Here is a 17700-nt window from a genome sequence, read left to right on the forward strand (position 1 = left end):
GGCTTTATGGGTGAAATTACGCGCCAGCCTGCGCGGGCTATCCAAAACGCGCTGATCGACAGCGTACTGGCCGGCCTTTGCGCGTTAATTGTCTTTGGCCCGATCGTCGGCGTGGTGCTCAAAGGGTATGGTTTTACCCTCGCGCCTGCGCGGGTGGCGATTCTGGTGGCGGTGGTGATGGCCGGCAGGCTGGCGCTCAGTCTGCTGCTGCAGAGCCACAGGGGAAAAGCCTTTATTGCCCGCTTTGAGGGGGCGGATGACGGGGTATACGTCCGGCCGCCGGGCTACCGCTCGCGGCTGCGCTGGATAATACCGCTGCTGGTGGGGCTGGCCATTGTCTTTCCGTTTCTCGCCACAAAATATCTGCTGACCGTGGCCATTCTTGGGCTGATCTACGTTCTGCTTGGCCTGGGGTTGAATATTGTGGTGGGCCTCGCGGGCCTGCTCGATCTGGGCTATGTGGCGTTTTACGCCATCGGCGCCTACGGCCTGGCGCTGGGCTACCAGTACTTGGGCCTCGGCTTCTGGGCGATGCTGCCGCTGGGGGCGGTGATGGCGGCCCTCGCCGGGGCGTTGCTGGGCTTTCCGGTGCTGCGTATGCATGGCGACTATCTGGCCATCGTCACCCTTGGCTTTGGCGAAATTATCCGCCTGGTGCTTAACAACTGGGTGAGCTTCACCGGCGGCCCTAACGGCGTACCGGTGCCATCCCCCACGCTGTTTGGCCTCGAGTTTACCCGCCGGGCGAAAGATGGCGGCATCCCCATCCATGAGTTTTTCCACGTCAGCTACAACCCCAACCTGAAATTCATCTTTCTCTACGCCGTGCTGTGTCTGGTGGTGATGCTGGTTCTGCTGGTGAAGCATCGCCTGACGCGGATGCCCATCGGCCGCGCCTGGGAGGCGCTGCGCGAGGATGAGATCGCCTGTCGGGCGATGGGGCTCAATCACGTACTGGTGAAGCTCTCGGCGTTTATGCTCGGCGCGTCGACGGCCGGCATCGCCGGGGTGTTCTTCGCCAGCTATCAGGGGTTTGTTAACCCGACGTCGTTCACCTTTTTTGAGTCGGCGCTGATCCTGGCGATTGTGGTGCTCGGGGGAATGGGCTCCACCCTGGGAGTGGTACTGGCGGCGTTTGTTCTGACGGTCACCCCGGAGCTGCTGCGCGGTTTTGACGAATATCGGGTGCTGCTGTTCGGCGTGCTGATGGTGATGATGATGATCTGGCGGCCGCGCGGCCTGGTGCGCACCAGCCGCAGCGGGGTTGCGTTGCGAAAAGGAGTCGCGCCATGACCGACAGCATCTTACGCGTTGAGCATCTGATGATGCATTTCGGCGGCATCAAAGCGCTGAATGATGTCAATCTGGAGGTGGAGCGGGGGTCGATCACCGCCCTGATAGGCCCCAACGGCGCGGGCAAGACCACGGTGTTTAATTGCCTGACCGGTTTTTATCGGGCGACGGGGGGCAGTATCGTGCTGCGGGCGCGGGAAAAGGTCACCGATGTTATTCAGGTGCTGGGGCAGAAGCTTCACCCGGACGATTTTCTCCACCCGGCGCAGCTGGGGAGGCGGATCTATTACAAGATGTTCGGTGGCACCCATCTGGTGAACCGCGCTGGCCTGGCGCGCACCTTCCAGAATATACGTTTATTCCGCGAGATGTCGGTGATCGAGAACCTGCTGGTGGCCCAGCATACCCAGGTCAACCGCCATCTGCTGGCCGGGATCCTCAATGCCCGTGGGTATCGGCAGGCGGAGAGTCAGGCGCTGGATCGCGCTTTTTACTGGCTGGAGGTGGTGGAGATGGTGGACTGCGCCAACCGTCTGGCGGGGACCCTCTCCTACGGACAGCAGCGGCGGCTGGAGATCGCCCGCGCCATGTGCACCCGTCCGGAGATGATCTGTCTGGACGAGCCGGCCGCCGGCCTCAACCCGGTGGAAACCCAGGCGCTGAGCCGGATTATTCGCTTTCTGCGCCAGCAGCACGGCATTACGGTGCTACTGATCGAGCATGATATGGGGATGGTGATGGAGATTTCGGATCATATCATCGTCCTCGATCACGGGGACGTCATCGCCCGCGGCGCGCCGCAGGCGATCCAGGCCAACGCCAGTGTGATTGCCGCCTATCTTGGCGCTGAGGAAGAGGAGACGCGCCGATGAGCCAGCCTTTGCTTGCCTTTAATGAGGTGGATGTCTTCTACGGGCCGATCCAGGCCCTGAAGCAGGTCTCTCTCACCGTCAACGAGGGGGAGACGGTGGCGCTGATCGGCGCCAACGGCGCCGGTAAATCAACGCTGCTGATGTCGGTCTTCGGCCAGCCGCGCATTGCCGGCGGGGAGATTTTCTATCGCGGGGAGGCGATCAGCCGGAAATCGACCCACTTTATCGCCAGCAACGGCATCGCCCAGGCCCCGGAAGGGCGGCGCATCTTTCCCGATATGACCGTCGAGGAGAATCTGCTAATGGGGACCATTGCCATTGGCAACCGCTATCAGGCCGAGGACAAGGCGCGAATGTACCAGCTGTTCCCCCGGCTGGAAGAGCGGCGGGGACAGCGGGCGATGACCCTCTCCGGCGGCGAGCAGCAGATGCTGGCCATCGCCCGGGCGCTGATGAGCCGACCGCGCCTGCTGCTGCTGGATGAGCCGAGCCTGGGGCTGGCGCCGCTGGTGGTGAAGCAGATTTTTCAGATCCTGCGCGAGCTGACGGCCCAGGGGATGACGCTGTTTCTGGTGGAGCAGAATGCCCGCCATGCCCTCAATCTGTCGGACCGCGCCTACGTGATGGTGAACGGCCAGATCCGCCTGAGCGGTAGCGGCCAGACGCTGCTCAACGACCCGGAGGTGCGTAAGGCATATCTGGGGATCAGCGGCTGAGGGGGTTATTCCCGCGGTTCGTTACGGGTTTTAATGTGCTGCCAGAAACGTTCGGCGGCCTGGTTAAGCCGCGAGCCGGAGCGGTAGAGCCAGGCGCCGATCGGCAGCGACAGGCTCTCATCGAGGATCGTCAGCCGGCCTTCGTCCAGCTCGCGCTGAATGGAGTACTGCGGCAGCCAGCCCACGCCGTCGCCATTGAGGATCATGCGCTTGAGCAGCTCGCTCATGGAAGAGACAAAGGTGAGAGAGAAGGTGATCTCCGGCGTGCGGTCGATCACCTGGTTCACCTGGCGCCCCATATAGCTGTCGTTGGCGTATTTCATCAGCGGCAGCACGCCGCGATGTAAATGAAACAGCGGGCGGCCATGTTCGTCGCAGGGGGAGACCAGGTGCAGATAAGAATCAAAAATTTTATGATTAATAAACGGATAGTTCATCAATTCTTCATTATAGAAGGAGAGGATAAAATCGCTTTTTCCCTCTTTCAGGTTAAATACGGCGTCGTTGACGTTAATCGATTCAACATGAAAAGTCTTATTTTTACGGTCGGTGTAACCGGCGATGATCTCCGGCAGTAATAACACCGACAGCGAAGGGGCGGCGTCGATTCTTATTTTCTGGGTAGTGTTATTTAAGCCTTTAATACGGCTGATCTGAAAATCCATGTCATCGAGCATATTTCGCGCATAGCCGACAAAAATTTTCCCGCGGTTGGTCAGCTGCAGAGGGTTGGCGCTACGATCGAAGATGCTGAATCCGAGGGAAGCCTCCAGCGACTGGATGCGTCGGCTGAACGAAGACTGAGAGATGTTGCGGGCTTTGGCCGCCAGGGTAAAGCTGCGCGACTCCTCAAGGGCAATCACATCATACAGCCATTTTACTTCCAGATTTGCCAACACCGATCCAGTCCTCAAAAACGCAATAAAGGCTATGCAATTTTAGCATAGCGCATAGAAACTATGCAATTAACATAATTATCGACAGGTGTTAACATTTTTTGGAAAGTTGAGATTTATGAATGCATATCGGCGACCCTACATGAGCACGATATGAAATCGCGACTCACGGTTATTTATTGCTTTATTTCATTGTCATTTCATTGTCCAGGACTTATCTTGTTAAATAGCCGGCGACGATGACGAAAGCAATGAATAACCCAGGCCTCTTACCTTAAATAGTTTGTCAGGAGTTCCATGTCACAACAAATTGAATCAGTAAAAATGGCTCTGCAGGAGCTGGGGATTAATGCAAGCGGCGAATTCTATTACAACCCTGATTACGATTTGCTTATTGCACATGAAACCTCTCCTGAGCTGACCGGCGCGGCCCGCGGCGTGATGACCGACTCTGGCGCTGTGGCTGTTGATACCGGGATCTTCACCGGCCGTTCGCCGCGCGATAAATACATCGTCCGCGACGAACAGACTCGCGACACCGTCTGGTGGGCAGACTCCGGCCTCGGCCGCAACGACAACAAACCGTTATCGCCAGACGTGTGGCGCAGCCTGAAAAGCCTGGTCGCGGGCCAGCTGAGCGGCAAAAAACTGTACGTCATCGACGCCTGGTGCGGCGCCAGCCCGGACACCCGTCTTGGCGTACGCTTCGTCACCGAGGTGGCGTGGCAGGCCCACTTTGTCAAAAACATGTTCATCGTGCCAAGCGCCGACGAGCTGGCCAGCTTTACGCCAGACTTCGTGGTGCTCAACGGCGCGGGCTGCACCAATGCCAACTGGCAGGCGCAGGGGATGAACTCCGAGAACTTTGTCGCCTTTAATCTCAGCGAGCGTATTCAGCTCATCGGCGGCACCTGGTACGGCGGCGAAATGAAGAAAGGGCTGTTCTCGGTCATGAACTACCTGCTGCCGCAGAAAGGCATCGCGTCGATGCACTGCTCGGCCAACCGTGGCGAAGCAGGGGACGTGGCGCTGTTCTTCGGCCTCTCCGGGACCGGGAAAACCACCCTGTCGACCGATCCGCATCGTCAGCTGATTGGCGATGACGAGCACGGTTGGGACGATGACGGCGTGTTTAACTTCGAAGGCGGCTGCTACGCTAAGACCATCAATCTCGATCCGCAGGCGGAGCCGGAGATTTATGGCGCCATCCGCCGCAATGCGCTGCTGGAAAACGTGGTGGTGCGCGCTGACGGCAGCGTGGATTATGCCGACGGCAGCAAAACCGAAAACACCCGCGTCTCCTATCCGCTGTCGCATATCGACAATATCGTCAAGCCGGTGTCCCGCGCGGGCCATCCGTCGAAGGTGATTTTCCTTGCCGCCGATGCGTTTGGCGTTCTGCCGCCGGTCTCCCGTCTGACCACCGAGCAGATGCAGTACCATTTCCTGTCGGGTTTCACCTCGAAGCTGGCGGGCACCGAGCGCGGCATTACCCAGCCGACGCCGACCTTCTCCGCCTGCTATGGCGCGGCGTTCCTGCTGCTTCACCCGACCCAGTACGCCAGCGTCCTGGCGGCGAAGATGGCGGAATCCGGTGCCGAAGCCTGGCTGGTCAACACCGGCTGGAACGGCGAGGGCAAACGCCTGTCGCTGCGCGATACCCGCAGCATCATTAGCGCGATCCTCAACGGCACTACCGGCCCGCTGCGCGAGGAGACCATCCCGGTGTTCGGTCTTGCGATCCCGCAGAGCATTCCAGGGGTAGACAGCGCGGTGCTGGATCCGCGTAATGGCTGGAGTTCAGCGGATAAATGGCAGGAGAAGGCCGAGAGCCTGGCTCAGCTGTTTATGGATAACTTCAAGCAGTACAGCGATACCGAAGCGGGCGCGCGTCTGGCGCTGGCCGGTCCGCAGCTGCAGAAGAGCGCGGTCGAAGCCTGATCCGCGGCCAGCAGGTCGACGCCTGGCGCCGACCTGCTGGCGAGCCGCTTTACTCCGCAAAGGCCCGCAGCGCATCGCCAGTGAGGCGATAACGCACCCATTCATCCTGCGGCTGCGCGCCAATGCTCAGATAGAAATCAATCGCCGGCTGGTTCCAGTCGAGCACGCTCCACTCCAGACGCCCGCACTGACGTTGTACAGCATATTGCGCGATGGTTTTCAGCAGCGCTTTTCCGGCGCCGATCCCGCGATAGTCGGGGGTGACGTACAGATCCTCCATATAGATACCATTGCGTCCAAGCCAGGTGGAGTAGCTGGTGAAGAACACCGCGTAGCCCACCGCTTTGCCCGCCACCTCGCAGATCAGCGCTTCGGTTTTGCTGCCGCTGGCAAACAGCGTCTCTCTGATCTCCTCTGGCGTCGTCACTACCTCTTCGGGGGCTTTCTCGTAGACCGCGAGTTCATAAATCATGTCGTAGATAGCGGTGGCGTCGTCCGGGGTGGCCTGGCGGATTGTGATGCTCATGGGGTGTCCTGTATCCATAGTCAAAAGAGAGCAAAATTGCTGACCCTGAGGATAAGCGGTATTGTGAAAAGAATTAAGTGCAATGAAATCAGCAAACGATGAATATTATGCATCCTGTCCTGCGCCGGATTGACCTCAACCTGTTGCCGGTCTTTGACGCGGTCTATCGCTCCCGCTCGGTACGCCTGGCGGCGGAAGAGCTGGCGATGAGCACCTCGGCGCTGAGCCATGCGCTTTCCCGGCTGCGCAGCGCCCTCAACGATCCGCTGTTCTACCGCGAAGGCCACCGGATGTGCCCCAGCGTCTATGCCAGCCAGCTGGCGCCCTCTATCGCTTCGGCGCTGAAGTTTCTCAACCAGGAGCTGACGCCGCCGGCGGCGTTTGTGCCGGCCGCCAGCACCGACTGCATGCAGATTGCGATCACCGATTTCACCGCGTTCTGCGTCTTTCCGACGCTGATGCATCACCTGCAGCGTGAGGCGCCCGGGCTGCGGTTTGAGCTCCGTTATCTGCCCCACAGCCCGGCGCTGACCGAGCTGCTGGCGGGCGAGGTCGACCTGGCCCTCGGGTTCAATACCCCTGACGAGCCAGCCCATCCCGATCTTGAGGAGATTAACTGGCTGCGGGACGAATATGTGGTCATCAGCCAGGCCAACCGGACGGCGCTGACCCTGGACGCCTACCTTGCGGCCCGTCATCTGGTGGTGACCCCGTGGAATGAGCGGCAGGGGGTGCTGGACTGTGAGCTGGAGCGACAGGGCTATTCGCGGCAGGTGGCGATGAAAACCCCCTCGATGCTGAGCGCGCCCTTTATTATTGAGCAGAGCGACCTGTTGATGGCGCTGCCCCGGCGGGCGGCGGAGACGATGGCCCGCGCCGCCCGGCTGACTATTTTCCCGCTGCCGTTTCCGGTTCCGCCGTTTGACGTCAAGATTTACGCCCACCAACGCAGCGGGAAACGCGAGGCTACCCGCTGGCTTATCTCCCTGTTGCAGACGCTGGTGGGGGAGTCTACCGCTTCCTGACGCGCTTTCCAGCCGGCAGCGTATATCGTTACCCCAGGCCAGGTTTTATGCCGTCAACCCACGGCGACATATCCTGGCCCCGGTCACAAAACGGAAAACTGACTTTTTCGCCGTCACCCGCGGCGTGGTTAGGACGGTGTGTGTTAAATTATTGTATGTAAAAGTAATGTTAATTAGTTAAATGTTATTCATGCGTAAAATGCATTAGTGGATGCGTTTATTACGCTTATTTCGTTCCCGGTTCTGTTTCAGTCTTCAGCGACAGGCGCGCGACAACGCGTGGATAACAAACTGGAGACCTGCATGCATTCAACAACCTCACAGATGAGTACCCGTGACCGGATCGGCGCCATTCTGCGCGTCACGTCCGGTAACTTTCTCGAACAGTTCGACTTTTTCCTGTTCGGGTTTTATGCCACCTACATCGCCCATACCTTTTTTCCGGCGAGCAGTGAATTCGCCTCGCTGATGATGACCTTCGCAGTCTTTGGCGCCGGCTTTTTGATGCGCCCCATCGGCGCTATCGTACTTGGCGCCTATATCGACAAGGTGGGGCGGCGCAAGGGCTGATCGTCACCCTGTCGATCATGGCCACCGGCACCTTCCTGATCGTGCTGATCCCCTCTTATCAGACCATTGGCCTGTGGGCGCCGCTGCTGGTGCTGATCGGCCGTCTGCTGCAGGGCTTTTCCGCCGGCGCCGAGCTGGGCGGGGTGTCGGTCTATCTGGCCGAGATCGCCACCCCGGGCCGCAAAGGCTTTTACACCAGCTGGCAGTCGGGCAGTCAGCAGGTTGCCATCATGGTGGCAGCCGCGATGGGCTTTGCCCTCAACGCGGTACTGGAGCCGAGCGCTATCAGCGACTGGGGCTGGCGTATTCCGTTCCTTTTCGGCTGCCTGATTGTTCCGTTCATTTTTATCCTGCGCCGTAAGCTGGAGGAGACCCAGGAGTTTACTGCCCGCCGCCATCATCTGGCGATGCGCCAGGTATTCGCCACCCTGCTGGCGAACTGGCAGGTGGTTATCGCCGGGATGATGATGGTGGCGATGACCACCACCGCGTTCTACCTGATCACCGTCTATGCCCCGACCTTTGGTAAAAAGGTGCTGATGCTCAGTGCCTCTGACAGCCTGCTGGTCACGCTGCTGGTGGCGATTTCCAACTTCTTCTGGCTGCCGGTGGGCGGGGCGCTGTCCGACCGCTTTGGCCGCCGATCGGTGCTGATCGCCATGACCCTGCTGGCGCTGGCTACCGCCTGGCCTGCGCTGACCATGCTGGCGAACGCCCCGAGCTTTTTGATGATGCTGAGCGTGCTGCTGTGGCTGTCGTTTATCTACGGCATGTACAACGGGGCGATGATCCCGGCGCTGACCGAAATTATGCCCGCCGAAGTGCGCGTGGCAGGTTTCTCGCTGGCCTACAGCCTGGCGACCGCGGTGTTTGGCGGCTTCACGCCGGTGATTTCCACAGCGCTGATTGAGTATACCGGTGATAAAGCGTCTCCCGGCTACTGGATGAGCTTTGCCGCCATCTGCGGTCTGCTGGCCACTTGCTACCTCTATCGCCGTAGCGCCGTTGCGCTGCAGACGGCACGTTAATCAGGGAGAAGATGATGCGTAAAACGACAGGAACCCTGCTCGCCACGCTGCTGCTGGCCGCCACCGGCGGCAGCGCGTTGTCCGCTGAGGTCACCGTGATGATCTCCGGCGGCTTCAAAGCGGCGCTGGAAAAGCTGGCCCCGGCGTGGGAAAAACAAACCGGCAACCACCTCGTGGTGATCCCTGGCCCGTCGATGGGAAAAACGCCGCAGGCGATCCCTAACCGTCTGGCGCGCGGCGAACACGCGGACGTGGTGATCATGGTCGGGGACGCGCTGACCAGCCTCGAGAAAGCGGGCCGTACGCAACCGGATTCGCGCCGGGAGCTGGCCGACTCGCCGATCGGCGTGGTGGTGAAGGCGGGGGCGCCGCTGCCGGCTATCCACAACGCAGACCAGCTGCGTGCGACGCTGCTGGCGGCGCCATCGGTCGCGTACTCCGACAGCGCCAGCGGACGCTATGTCAGCTCGACGCTGTTCCACACCCTGGGCATTGATGACGCGATGCAGAGTAAAGCGCAGATGGTGGAGCGCATTCCGGTGGCCTCGGAAGTGGCCAAGGGACGGTATGCGATCGGTTTTCAGCAGGTGAGCGAACTGCTGCCGGTGCCCGGCGTAACCTTCGTCGGCGAACTGCCGGATAACCTGCAGTACATCACCCGCTTTGCCGGGGCGGTGACCATCAGCGCCGACCACCCGCAGGAAGGCAAGGCGCTGCTGACGTATCTGGCGTCACCGGCGGCGCAGGAGACCATCCACGCCACCGGTATGCGAAGCGTAGCCGCCGCCGCGCCGGTCAGCCAGAAGGATACTGTTCAATAATCAGCTTCTCCAGCTCTGCCGCCACGTAGGACTGAATACGGCCGCTGAGGCGGATCAGGCCTACCGTACGCGTGACCACCGGGTCGGTGAGCGGCACAGCGCGGAGAACGGAATGCTCCCCGGCGGGCATCGACATCGCGGGCACGGCGGCAATGCCGATGCCCGCTTCCACCATCCCCAGCATCGTGGTGACGTGGCGGGTTTCGCAGATACTTGGCCGCGCCGGCGTCAGATGCGCCAGCTCCCGGTCAAGCAGCGTCCGGTTGCCGGAGACCCGATCCAGGCCAATATAATCCTGTTCAAAATACGCCTGCCAGCTTAGGTGCGTCTTGCGCGCCAGCGGATGATCGTGCCGACAGGCGGCCACATAGCGGTCGTCGGCAAGAGGGGTGAATTCGATACTGGCTGGCAGGTTTTTGGCAAAGCAGAGGCCAAAGTCAGCCTGTCCGCTGCTGACCGCCTCGATCACATTCCCGACGCTGCTGTCAATCAACCGGATGCGCACCTGGGGATAACGCGCCTGAAAGCTGCGGATTATTTCCGGCATAAAGTAGTAGGCGGCGGAAGGCACTGTCGCCACCGTCACCAGCCCGGTGCGCGCCTTGCTGACCTGGCTGATATCCGCCAGCACCGTCTCGACATGGGCCAGCAGCTGCTCCGAACGTTCGGCAAAATTTTGTCCATACAGCGTGAGGGTCACCCGCCGGGTGGTGCGATCGAACAGCCGGTTGCCCAGCGCCGTCTCCAGCTTTTCGATGCGTCGGCTAAGGGCCGACTGCGACAGGCAGATGGATTCGGCCGCCAGCCGAAAACTGCCATATTCCATCAGGGCGCGAAAGGCGTAGAGATCGTTGAAGTCAAAATTTACGGGCATGGCGGCATCCTTATCGGCTCTCTGGCGCCATCGCCCCGTCCGGCGAGGGGCGATGGCGGGTAGCATATCGGGCAGGACTTCGGGCGCGCGGGAAACCGCGCGCCAGGGCTTACACCTTAAGCAGTTTTACCGTGGCATCGATATCGATTTCGTCTTCCGAAAAGATCAGGGTTGTCCCCTGAAAGGTGGTGATCGCCAGCTTTTTCACCGAGCGCATCTCTCCCGGTTGCACCGTGGCTTTTGGCCGGATGCTGTTCATCAGCAGCCCGACCGACAGCACGGCGTTTTCTTTATCGACGCGGGTCTCGACCGGCTCTTCTTCCCGGTACACCACATAGGATTTGATGGAGGTCAGCTTCAACCGCTCGCCGGCAATATAGATATATTTGCTTTCCGGAATGACCTTCACCGCGTAGGCCGACAGCCCTTTATTGTTGGTGGTAGGTTCGAAAGTCACCGCCGCGTCTTTCTTGATAAGATCAGGATTGGCGACCTTAATCACGTGAAAATAACGATTTTCGCCGTTTTCATCTTTGATAAATCCAAAACCTTTATCTTTAAACCACGTTGTGATTGTTCCGTTCATCGCCATTACCGTATTACTCGTTGGTTAACACAAATTTTGCAGCGCGCAGTGTAAAGCACATTGCCTGTACAGGCCATGCCTTTGCGATAAGTGTGGGTGATAAATGACGCCGCCGCGAGGGCGGATTGTGCGCTAGCATCGTGCCGCTGGGCAAAATGGGGTACTATCGCCAGCCACTCCTTCTTCGGGCCGCCTGATGTCCACCATTATCGATACCTTTGTCGCGCCGCCGTGTCGCGAACAGATCACCCTCTTGTATCAGGACGAACACCTGCTGCTGATCAATAAGCCCGCCGGGCTGCTGAGCCTGTCGGGCAAAGATCCGCGCAACCTCGACTCCGTGCATCATCGGCTGGTACAGCGCTTTCCGGGCTGCACCCTGGTGCACCGCCTGGACTTCGGCACCTCCGGCCTGATGGTGATCGCCCGCAACAAGGGCATTAACGCCTTGCTGTGCCAGCAGTTCAGCCAGCGCACGGTGGACAAGGTCTATACGGCGCTGTTGTGCGGCCATCTGGCGGAAGATGAGGGGATAGTGGAGGCGGCAATCGCCAAAGATCCGGCCCGTTTCCCGCGCATGGCGCTCTGCGCCCGCCACGGCAAACCGGCGCGTTCGCGCTATCGGGTCATAGACCGCCTGTATCAGGCGCGAGAAGGCGAGAGGGCGCTGGCGTTAACCCGGGTGACGCTCACCCCGGAGACCGGACGGACCCATCAGCTGCGTATTCACTGCCAGCTGCTGGGCTATCCGATCCTTGGCTGCGATCTGTACGGTGGCCGGGAGCTGCCCGGCACGGAACAGGCTCCGCGGCTGATGCTGCACGCCAGCGAACTGCGCTTTGTCCACCCCGTCAGCCATGAGCCGATGCATATCCAGCAGGCGAGCCCGTTTTGATCGCCCGCGGCGGGAAAGCCCGAGGTTACCACATCAGATCGTCGGGTACCTTAAAGTCGGCGTACGGATCGTCTTCATCCTGCTCATCCTGACTCAGGGCGCTGTGCAACACGATGCTGCTGGCGTCGCGCTGGGCAATTTTCTCAGCCACTACCGCCGGAATAATCGCATATTCACCTTCGGGCTTGTTATCCACCGCCAGGCGGGCAATCGCCAGACGGCCGTTAATCAGCTGGGTCTGGGTGGGCTTGTCGACCATGATTTTTTTGATCAGATTATTATCGGTAAAGTTAAAGCCGATATCGCCCCGGGCGACCGTAATGCGGTTCATCTCGATCAGCTGCTTCACCTGGGCTTTATACTCTTTCGCCAGCACCGCCTGCTTTTGCTGCTCGCTAAGCTGTTTATCACGCTCCAGCTGGGCTTTTTTATTTTCTTCCACCGCTTCCCGGGCCTCACGGGCCTGAACGCGGGATTTTTTCGCCGTCCTCTGGACTTTAGCCATTTTTTTGCTGCTGACCAGGCCGGCTTTGAGCATCTGCTCTTGTAAGGTGAGTTTTGTCATCTGCGTGTCTGAAACTGAGGAAACATCTGGCAAGTATACCTGCATTGGCAGAAACGACGCCAGACTCGCGATCGCGCTGGGCTGCTGTACCATGCCGCGCAGCGCGGCGGGGGATTACCCCCGGGGCTGAAGCTGATAAATCCAGGCGCTGATCTGCTGTCCATCGTCGGTGGTCACTTCCACCGGCACCCGATCGTACCCCTCTTCAAAGTCGTCCAGCATGGGCCAGTGCGCCGCCAGCCGATCGGACAGGAACAGATAGCCGTTGACCCGTGGGCCGTGAGCGTCGAGGACGATCCCCGGGAAATCGGCGGCTGCGCCCCAGCCGCGCGCGTAAAAGGTGCCGGTGACGTAGCCGGGACGCCACTCGCCCCCGATCGCCTCCAGAATATGCGCATTGCTGCGACCGGGACAGAGCGTCCCATAGACAAATAGTGGTTTCATTTTCTCTCTCTCGTTCGCCCTGATACCCGCCCACAGCGGAGCGGGAAACCAAAATACGGGGTAATGCAGCGCCTGGCAATGGCCGGGTGGGGGCGGGGCACTCCTCCGGGTATCTGGCAGTTGCCGGGGGAGACTCTGGACTCAGCGCTACTGAGGGTATATCGATTGCGGTGATATTTTTATTATTATTTATATTTAAGGTAAATATAAATATTCCTGACGGAGGGATTAATTCGCTAATTAATATTCAACAGGAAAATAATAAAAGGGTCGCTTATGGAATATTCCTTCTACATGTGATGACCGAGAGCAATAAAGCTACCTTGGGTTGAATTCAGATATTATTTAGGGCCAGGCGTTACCTCCCCCTGACTCTTTCGCTTTATGATAAACATCCCTTGACCAAAAATATCATCTGACTTCGAAACTCTCGCGGGCAGGGGGAGATATTTCCTTTCCCTGAAGCGGCAGGTAATAAATCCAGCCGAACACACGGCGGATGAGGGATATCCGTCCGGGCATTTGGTCCTGTCTGCAGACCAATGAAAGCGAAAGGCACAGGAGGTGCAATGAAGATTTTCCGCCCATTATGGCGCGACGGGGCTTTTCTGGTCCCGCAGCAGTTTCAGCAACAGGCCCGCTGGGACGCGCACGTCGCCGATACGGTCTCCCGCATGGCTCTCGCCCACCCGTGGGGGGTATTGCGCGCGGAGTTTGACGCGAGCGCGCTCACCCTTTCCCGGCTCAACGCTACCCGGCTGATCGTGCGTTTCGCCGACGGAACGCTGATTGACACCGAGCTGGCGGATATTTTGCCACCGGTCCGCGATGTATCGGACGTGATGCAGGACAGCGTGGAGGTTCTGCTCGCTCTGCCGCTGCTCAGCGCCAGCGGCGGCAATCTTGATGACGGCCAGGAGAGCGCCCGCCCGCGCCGCTGGCGCGCCGAGCAGGTGACCGTCCAGGAGCTGGCCGGCCATGAACGCAGCGAGCTGGCCGTTCTGCGGCACGCGCTAACGCTGCGTCTCTCCACCGAGGAAAATGCAGCCTTTCTCACCTGCCCGGTAGCGCGTCTGGTGCGCGACGCCCAGGGGCAGTGGATCGTTGACCCGGAATTCATCCCGCCGCTGCTGTCGCTGGCGGCAAGCCCGACGCTGGTCAGCGAGCTGGGCGAGCTGTTACATCGCCTGCAGGCCCGACGCAGACGCCTGATGGCCATGCGTCGTGAAAGCAATGCGCGGATGGCTGATTTTGCCGTGGCGGATGTTTCCCTGTTCTGGCTGCTCAACGCGCTGAACAGCGCTGAACCGGTGCTCAGCGAGCTGCATCAGGACCCTTCGCGCCATCCGGAGCTGCTCTATCGCGAACTGGCCAGGCTGGCCGGCAGTCTGCTGACTTTCTCCCTTGAACATCATCTGGAAGCAATCCCCCGCTACCGGCATGCCTCGCCAGAGCAGGTATTCCCGCCGCTGTTTGCCCTGCTGGATACGCTGCTCGAAGTCAGCCTGCCCTCAAGGGTGATCGCCATCGCTCTGGAGCAGGGCGCCGACCGGGAGATCTGGCGGGGCAGGCTGCACGATGCGCGGCTGCGCGAGGGGGCGGATTTTTATCTGTCGGTGCGCTCTTCACTCCCCCCTCACCAGCTACAGAGCCGCTTTCCGCAGCTCTGTAAGGCGGGTAGCCATGATGATGTCGCCGAGGTCGTCAATATTGCCCTCAGCGGCATCGCGATCAAACCGCTGAGCCATGTGCCGGCGGCCATTCCGCTACGTCTGGAAAACCAATATTTCGCTCTGGATCTCTCCACCGACGCCGCCCGCGCGATGCTGGAGGCCGGCAACTGCACCTTCTATACCCCGGAATCGCTTGGCGACGTGAAACTTGAACTCTTTGCGGTACTGCGCTCATGAATACCTCTGAAAGCGATCTGATCAACAAAACTTTTTACCCGGGCTGGCTGATGGTCAGCCAGTTACGCTGCGGCCAGCCGGTGACGGATGGCGAGGCGCTCTATCGCCAGGCCTGTCGATGGGTGACCGAGGCGCGCGAGGCGCTGACGGCGGGGGGAGTCAGTGAAGCCAGCGCTGAGCAGATGCTCTATGCCTACTGCGCGCTGCTGGATGAGAGCGTCCTCAACCGCGCCAGTCAGGATGATGGCTACCGCAGGTGGCGCAAGGATCCGCTGCAGGCGCGCTTTTTCAGCACTCTCAACGCCGGGGAAGAGCTCTGGGAACGGATCCGCCAGCTGCTGCGAGAGCCCACGGCGGATGCGGCAGTGCTGACCTGCTTCTTTCGTACTTTACAGCTGGGATTTGTCGGACAGTACCGCGCCGAGGATGACGAACGGCGTGAGGACGTGGCGCAAGCGCTTGGCGCGCGGGTCCCGCCGTTCAGCCTGACCCAGGAGGCGCCGGTGGTGGTTCGTGCCTCCCGGCTGCGCAGCGGACGGCGGATGTACTGGTGCGGCTGGGCGGCTGGCATTGTGGCGCTGGCGGCGCTGTGGTTGACCTGCTCCGCCATGCTGTCACAGATGGTGGCGCAGATAGCAGGGCAGGGATAAGAGATGCGTGATAACGCTCGTCGTCTGCTTACGATACTGACCGTCATCCTGGCCCTGTGGCTAGTGCTGGGCTTCTGGCCGCTGTCCATCGGCAACCAGGTGATCTTCAGTCTGTGCATCCTGCTGGCGGGCGGCGCGGCGCTCTGGCGTCAGCGTCGCCGGGCAGTCAGCCGTCAGCGATCGGAAATCGTCCTGCCGCCCGAGGATTTTCAGGGGGCAGTGGTTCTGGTCTGCGGGGATACCGACGGTCTGTTTCCCGGGCGTTCGGCGCACGGCGAAACCCGTCACGGCTGGTATCTACGGGGAGACAGCGCGGAGCAATTGCCGGGGCTGGCGCAGTACCTGGCGGCGGCGCGTCCGGCACTGGTATCGCAGGTTTCCGTGCTGCTGGCGGTGGTACCGGAGCACCACCCCTCCGGGGAGCATCTGGCGCAGTCGCTGCGCGACTGGCGGCGGAGTATCGTTCAGTGCCGAACCTGGCTAAACGGTCTGCCGCCGGTGTGGAGCGTGTTCTGGGTGACGCCGCCAGGCGGCCAGGCAGGGGAAAGCCGCTGGTTTACCATCACGCCGGAGAGGCCTGGGCTCCAGGTGCAGCAGAAGGGACAAGCGCCCCAGGCGGTTGCCGGGTGGCAGCGGGAGGGCAGCCCTGCCTCACGCCTGCATCAGACGCTGTGGCTGGAGAGCATTCTGACCTTGGCCGAAAACGCTCTTTTCCGGCCATTCCGCGCCCGGCAGGCGGAACTTCCTCCGCTGAACCTGTGTGCCGCGGGCATCTGCCTGACACCGGTAGCGGCGGTGGCGAATAACCTCTGGCAACAGCAAATCGCCGCGATCACCACGCTCTCCCCGGGCAACGACGCGGCGCCAGGTCCTCACCCGCTGCCGGATCTTCTTCTGTCGTCACTGCCGCACCGCCACGGGGTCAGCCGCCGGATGCGCGATGCCGGTCTTTCCGCTGGGGTGGGCTTCCTCTTTCTGGCGCTGGCGATGCTGGCTTCCTTTATCAACAACCAGCGCCTGGTGCGCAGCGTCGGCGATCATCTGGCGGTGTACCACCGCCTCAGCGGCACGCCGCCGACGCCGAAGCTGCAGGCGCAGCAGCGTCTGCGTGCCGACAGCCGCCTGCTGGATGACTGGTTGCGCCGGGGGGAGCCGCTGCGTTATCGGCTGGGGCTGTATCAGGGGGGGCGGCTGATCCCCTTCGTGGAAGCCGCTATCAATGACTGGGCGCCGCCCCCGCCGCCGCGTCCGGTCATTAAGCAGGTTGTGCAGGGGCCGCAGACGATCCGCCTCGATAGCATGGCGCTGTTCGATACCGGCAAATCGGCGCTGAAACCGGGTTCGACAAAGCTGCTGGTGAACTCGCTGCTGGGCATTAAGGCCAAACCCGGCTGGCTGATCGTGGTGGCAGGCCATACCGACAGCATCGGCAACGATAGATCCAATCAACAACTCTCCCTGAAGCGTGCCGAGGCGGTCCGCGACTGGATGCGCGATACCGGCGATGTGCCGGAGAGCTGTTTTGCGGTGCAGGGCTACGGCGCAAGCCGTCCTGTCGCCAGCAACGAGACGCCAGAGGGGCGGGCGCAAAATCGCCGGGTGGAGATCAGTCTGGTCCCGCAGAAGGACGCCTGTCTGACGCCGGGCACGGCCAATACCTCAGGAGTAGAGACTAACGGATTAAAAAGCGAAACCGAGTAATCCGCGACCCCGATCGCGGAGGTTGAACAACAATCTGCCTGCCTGACCTTGTGCGCTACGGGTTCCTGATAAACAGGAAACAGCGATGGGCGGTAGCGTGCCTGCCGCCAGTCAATCTTGTCGGCAAAGCGGGGCCTCTGCGGGGATGACGCGCAGGAAAGGGGATGGATAAAGGAGATCATTATGGATAGCGCTAAGGACTGTGGCAGAGAAATGCTGGCGGCGATAAACGTTGAAGGCTCCGGTTTCTGGCTGCTTTTTTTATTTCTCAGTCAGTGAATATAAATATCCCTGGGGTTACCTTTTAGTTACGAAACTCCTGGTGGGGTATCTGATATATCGATATGCACATAAATATATTTATGATGAATGAGATGATTATCATTA

The 17700-nt window shown here is 60.4% G+C and carries 17 protein-coding genes and 2 pseudogenes; 13 read left to right on the forward strand and 6 right to left on the reverse strand.

Annotated elements, in window-relative coordinates:
* Positions 1-6 precede the first annotated feature (6 nt).
* The 3 genes from livM to LPQ25_RS10060 are packed head-to-tail and all read left to right on the forward strand — an operon-like array spanning position 7 to position 2881.
* Positions 7-1293, forward strand: a complete 1287-nt coding sequence (livM, locus tag LPQ25_RS10050; RefSeq protein ID WP_004148804.1) for a high-affinity branched-chain amino acid ABC transporter permease LivM — start codon at positions 7-9, stop codon at positions 1291-1293.
* Entirely contained in the window at positions 1290-2165 is an 876-nt protein-coding gene (locus LPQ25_RS10055) for an ABC transporter ATP-binding protein (protein WP_014907356.1), read from the forward strand. The genes livM and LPQ25_RS10055 overlap by 4 nt, the downstream gene beginning before the upstream one ends.
* Complete coding sequence (locus LPQ25_RS10060) at positions 2162-2881, forward strand: ABC transporter ATP-binding protein (RefSeq protein ID WP_004175491.1); 720 nt, start codon at positions 2162-2164, stop codon at positions 2879-2881. The genes LPQ25_RS10055 and LPQ25_RS10060 overlap by 4 nt, the downstream gene beginning before the upstream one ends.
* A gap of 5 nt (positions 2882-2886) precedes the next feature.
* Here LPQ25_RS10060 and LPQ25_RS10065 read toward each other — a convergent pair whose 3' ends face one another.
* On the reverse strand, positions 2887-3780 hold the full coding sequence (locus tag LPQ25_RS10065; protein ID WP_002910720.1) for a LysR substrate-binding domain-containing protein: 894 nt from the start codon (positions 3778-3780) through the stop codon (positions 2887-2889).
* A gap of 294 nt (positions 3781-4074) precedes the next feature.
* Here LPQ25_RS10065 and pckA point away from each other — a divergent pair, with 294 nt between their 5' ends.
* Positions 4075-5718, forward strand: a complete 1644-nt coding sequence (pckA, locus tag LPQ25_RS10070) for a phosphoenolpyruvate carboxykinase (ATP) (protein ID WP_004180410.1) — start codon at positions 4075-4077, stop codon at positions 5716-5718.
* Positions 5719-5767: 49 nt separating this feature from the next.
* Here the strand turns inward: pckA and LPQ25_RS10075 are convergent, their stop codons facing one another.
* The gene (locus LPQ25_RS10075; protein WP_002910717.1) at positions 5768-6244 is read right to left on the reverse strand and encodes a GNAT family N-acetyltransferase; all 477 of its coding nucleotides are present in this window, start codon (positions 6242-6244) and stop codon (positions 5768-5770) included.
* Between the two features lie 98 nt (positions 6245-6342).
* Between LPQ25_RS10075 and LPQ25_RS10080 the strand changes: the two genes are divergently transcribed.
* From LPQ25_RS10080 to LPQ25_RS10090, 3 genes and pseudogenes are all read left to right on the forward strand, one after another.
* Complete coding sequence (locus tag LPQ25_RS10080; RefSeq protein ID WP_002910715.1) at positions 6343-7269, forward strand: LysR family transcriptional regulator; 927 nt, start codon at positions 6343-6345, stop codon at positions 7267-7269.
* Between the two features lie 303 nt (positions 7270-7572).
* Positions 7573-8867, forward strand: a pseudogene (locus tag LPQ25_RS10085) (MFS transporter).
* Between the two features lie 11 nt (positions 8868-8878).
* Positions 8879-9688, forward strand: a complete 810-nt coding sequence (locus LPQ25_RS10090) for a substrate-binding domain-containing protein (RefSeq protein ID WP_004145468.1) — start codon at positions 8879-8881, stop codon at positions 9686-9688.
* Here the strand turns inward: LPQ25_RS10090 and LPQ25_RS10095 are convergent.
* Entirely contained in the window at positions 9663-10562 is a 900-nt protein-coding gene (locus tag LPQ25_RS10095; RefSeq protein WP_004152315.1) for an L-proline-binding transcription factor PsrA, read from the reverse strand. The two genes, LPQ25_RS10090 and LPQ25_RS10095, sit on opposite strands and share 26 nt — an antisense overlap.
* Positions 10563-10671: 109 nt before the next feature.
* Positions 10672-11154 carry a cold-shock protein gene (locus tag LPQ25_RS10100; RefSeq protein ID WP_002910657.1) on the reverse strand — a complete coding sequence of 161 codons (483 nt, stop codon included), beginning with the start codon at positions 11152-11154 and terminating at the stop codon, positions 10672-10674.
* 190 nt (positions 11155-11344) lie between these two features.
* Here LPQ25_RS10100 and LPQ25_RS10105 point away from each other — a divergent pair, with 190 nt between their 5' ends.
* Positions 11345-12043, forward strand: coding sequence for an RluA family pseudouridine synthase (locus LPQ25_RS10105; protein ID WP_014907357.1), 699 nt, complete (start codon positions 11345-11347; stop codon positions 12041-12043).
* 25 nt (positions 12044-12068) lie between these two features.
* On the opposite strand, the gene LPQ25_RS10110 is transcribed toward LPQ25_RS10105, so the two are convergent.
* Entirely contained in the window at positions 12069-12608 is a 540-nt protein-coding gene (locus tag LPQ25_RS10110) for a DUF2058 domain-containing protein (protein ID WP_002910652.1), read from the reverse strand.
* Positions 12609-12722: 114 nt separating this feature from the next.
* Positions 12723-13052 carry a gamma-glutamylcyclotransferase family protein gene (locus tag LPQ25_RS10115; protein ID WP_002910650.1) on the reverse strand — a complete coding sequence of 110 codons (330 nt, stop codon included), beginning with the start codon at positions 13050-13052 and terminating at the stop codon, positions 12723-12725.
* A gap of 86 nt (positions 13053-13138) precedes the next feature.
* Between LPQ25_RS10115 and LPQ25_RS27290 the strand changes: the two genes are divergently transcribed.
* From LPQ25_RS27290 to LPQ25_RS10135, 5 genes and pseudogenes are all read left to right on the forward strand, one after another.
* The gene (locus tag LPQ25_RS27290; RefSeq protein ID WP_015874926.1) at positions 13139-13384 is read left to right on the forward strand and encodes a hypothetical protein; all 246 of its coding nucleotides are present in this window, start codon (positions 13139-13141) and stop codon (positions 13382-13384) included.
* A 237-nt stretch (positions 13385-13621) separates the two neighbouring features.
* Positions 13622-14962 (forward strand): type VI secretion system baseplate subunit TssK, encoded by a 1341-nt coding sequence (gene tssK, locus LPQ25_RS10120; RefSeq protein ID WP_015874925.1) that lies wholly within the window; start codon positions 13622-13624, stop codon positions 14960-14962.
* Positions 14959-15612, forward strand: a complete 654-nt coding sequence (tssL, locus tag LPQ25_RS10125; RefSeq protein ID WP_004891113.1) for a type VI secretion system protein TssL, short form — start codon at positions 14959-14961, stop codon at positions 15610-15612. The genes tssK and tssL overlap by 4 nt, the downstream gene beginning before the upstream one ends.
* 3 nt (positions 15613-15615) lie before the next feature.
* Positions 15616-17313 (forward strand): OmpA family protein, encoded by a 1698-nt coding sequence (locus LPQ25_RS10130; protein ID WP_014907359.1) that lies wholly within the window; start codon positions 15616-15618, stop codon positions 17311-17313.
* A gap of 183 nt (positions 17314-17496) precedes the next feature.
* Positions 17497-17621: pseudogene (locus tag LPQ25_RS10135) on the forward strand (hypothetical protein).
* Positions 17622-17700: the final 79 nt, after the last annotated feature.

The sequence above is a fragment of the Klebsiella sp. KPN54798 genome (genome assembly GCF_021184225.1).
Classification (GTDB): Bacteria; Pseudomonadota; Gammaproteobacteria; order Enterobacterales; family Enterobacteriaceae; genus Klebsiella; species Klebsiella pneumoniae.